The following is a 2800-nucleotide window of genomic DNA, read 5'->3' as shown; positions in this document are numbered from 1 at the left end:
AACTGAATCTTCGAGTGGAATCAAATACAACTTAGATTAGAACGGGTTGATAATAGCAGGGCTGATTAGACCTTTTCGTTTTCTTACTTAATTAAGTCCCCGTATACGCATTTTAAGCCCTGTAGAGGCACGATTGACTCGTGAGGTGATGAAATTATCCCTGTCCGAGATAGGAATAAAGTCACCTTAAGGATCCATCATTGCTTTATAGGCTTTAAAATGCGTCCGTGGGGATTATTTGCCAAGATAGGTATTTGTGATTTCCAATCGGTTATGTCCCAATTCATGGGAGATTTCCTCCCGGATATCCTTATCTATCTTCTCTATTTCTTCCTCACCAAGGCTTGTCTTTTCTTCTGCATAGGATATCCAGTTATTACCACCATACACAACTGGACAATCCACAGCTATACCTGCTTGTTCCTTCCAGGTATTTGCATATTGTTCGTGTGCAAAAGAATGCCGTTCAGCATGAAAATTATAATTACTGTTTATAGCTTCCCTAAACTTAGTTACCTGTCGATATGCCCAGCCGGAATGGCTTAATCTTGTTGTAGTAGGCTTAATTAGACTTTTCCACTTGTGTTCCTTCATGAAATTTAATGCATTTTTTAGGATTTCTCTTTGAGATTCTATTTTAATAGTTATATCTCTCGGTTTTGAATTTTTTGTTCCATCATCTCTATTTATATGCAAAATATTGTTTTTGAGAGCTTTTCTAATTGTAGTCTGCTTAATTGAAAAACTTTCTCTTGCTCTAAGACCCAATTTCCGTTGTAGTCCTATTGAATATTTCAAAGCCTCTGCTTGTATTGTGCCCTGCTGTTGTAGATATTCCGAGAATTGCTGATGCACTTCAGAAGATATACTCATATCACTATAATCTTGAGAACCTCGTGATAAGTGCCATTCTTTCGCTGATATAAATAGCTTTTGTTTTTCTAAATACTTAGTTGTAATTGTATTAAGAGTACTAATCCGATCTGTCGCAGTCCTAAGAGATATGTTGCCTTCTTCTACTCTATCTTTGAGGTAGTCTGCGTATGCTTCAACAGTTGGTTGTTCAAAGTTTTTCAAGGATTTTACACTAAGATTCTCCCGTATTTCATTCAAAACAGTTGTGACCTTGCTGGATAGAGCAGAACCTCTATTGATAGACCGCGAGACCGTTTTGCCTAAATATTCAGCTCGTGTAGCACTTTTGAAACTCATTACAGGTGCAAGCATATTCACCTCCTTTTTTTCTTCTGTTCTGCTACAAAAAGCAAAACACAAGAAAAAACCCCGGCTTTTGGGCGGGTAGCCGGGGACCCTCTTCGGTTGTTTTTAAGGTGGCTACCGAAGACACAAAAACCACTCTATAAAATCTTTAATATCTTGTTTTTTGTTTCTTCTGTTAATTGTGTTGGTAATGTCTCCTCTATTTGCTTCAATTTCTTTTGTTTTTGTTTATTTATATATTTTAAAGTGTTGACCTTTATGCTTACGCCGGCTTTTTTAAAGAATTCTCTCAGCACAAACATATATTTTCTTTTTGTTTCAATAGTATTTTTAAAACCTAAAAAAAATGAGTCATATTCAGATTTTGAGATTGCACCTATTTTTTTTACCCCTCTATTTTTACAATGCCTTAGAAATTTCTCTATTATTCTTATTTTTTGTTTTTGCCATCTTGTTTTGTTTTCCCTGGAGCGGTACCAAAGATGTTTCATTTTTGCAAATTCGCTTAAAACATTCATTGTTATTTCCCCCTTTCAAACTATTAGGTTTATCTCTTTCCGAGCAACCCATTTAAGTTAAATGTATAGCAGTTATTTAACCGGGGACCGCTGGCCCCATATCTATGTAAAGTTTTGCTCCTGTGCGAGACAGGTACACAAAACGGTTGAAAAGGGAATTAAAAAGTCTGTAGTCTGTAAATTCTCCAGGGATATATAAAAGTAAAGCAACTAAGAATGGCATATTTTTCGTATTGCAGACTTAGGAAAATTCAATGTAGTCTGTTTGTCTGCAATTGAAAAATACCCTTAGTATAGTAATATGTTCGCCTTCTCTTTTTTTTAGAATGCCTTTGAAGAAAAAATATCCAAAAAAGAGAAGGCTCTGCTTACCTCTGCTTTAACAGCCTACCGGCTGTTGCCTCGCTACACATATACAAAACGAAGAATACCAAAGAAGGATACCTCTGTTTTGTATATTATCGCTCGGCATCTTTTTGAGAGACGCAATTTAAAGCCCGTAGGGCGATGGTAGACCTTAAGGTGACTTATTACCTATCTTACTAAAAACACCCCTCGTTTCGCTTTGTTTCGCTTCATTTCATTGCAACTTCAGTGCGTTTTCGTTGAATCGCAAAACAAAAATAACTAGACTTGTCAATAATCTAATCCTTATCTTCTATAACCACTTATTTGATTTTTTTTAGGCAGAAACGCCAAGAAAAAATAGACAGAAATAAACGTGAAACACAGCTTTTTTAGAAAAAAGCTATTAAAAAAAGTAAATCTTAAAACTCGTAAACATTAATAACGCTTAAAAATACTCAAAAAATAATTCAATCTCTAAAATCTCTAAATACATCAAATCTTAAAAATAAATAAATAATAAAATATTAGCCGCGCATTATTTAATGAGGCGGGCTCAACCTCTCCACGGACCGGATTTTTTATTTAACGAGGAAAACCGGATATTAAAAACCTCTCACGGAACTCTGCTTACGCAGAGTATATTTATGTAAAACTAAGTTGATAGCATAATTAATTAATTAAAATAAATCATCTTTTATGCACAGTTATCCTGC

Annotated in this window: 2 protein-coding genes; both read right to left on the bottom strand. The window is 35.0% G+C overall.

Features of this window, described 5'->3' with window-relative positions; genetic code table 11:
* Positions 1-234: 234 nt before the first annotated feature.
* On the bottom strand, positions 235-1227 hold the full coding sequence (locus U9Q18_01180; GenBank protein MEA3312973.1) for an integrase domain-containing protein: 993 nt from the start codon (positions 1225-1227) through the stop codon (positions 235-237).
* A 131-nt stretch (positions 1228-1358) separates the two neighbouring features.
* Entirely contained in the window at positions 1359-1739 is a 381-nt protein-coding gene (locus U9Q18_01175) for a hypothetical protein (GenBank protein ID MEA3312972.1), read from the bottom strand.
* Between the last annotated feature and the right edge of the window lie 1061 nt (positions 1740-2800).

The sequence above is a fragment of the Caldisericota bacterium genome, assembly GCA_034717215.1.
In the GTDB taxonomy this organism is placed as follows: domain Bacteria; phylum Caldisericota; class Caldisericia; order Caldisericales; family Caldisericaceae; genus UBA646.
The sequence above is the reverse complement of the archived record's forward strand: the minus strand, read 5'-3'. Positions and strand labels throughout refer to the sequence as shown.

Excerpts from the sequence above, each read along its gene's own strand:
- U9Q18_01175 (MEA3312972.1), bottom strand. The coding sequence starts at position 1,739 with ATGAATGTTTTAAGCGAATTTGCAAAAATGAAACATCTTTGGTACCGC.
- U9Q18_01180 (MEA3312973.1), bottom strand. The coding sequence starts at position 1,227 with ATGCTTGCACCTGTAATGAGTTTCAAAAGTGCTACACGAGCTGAATAT.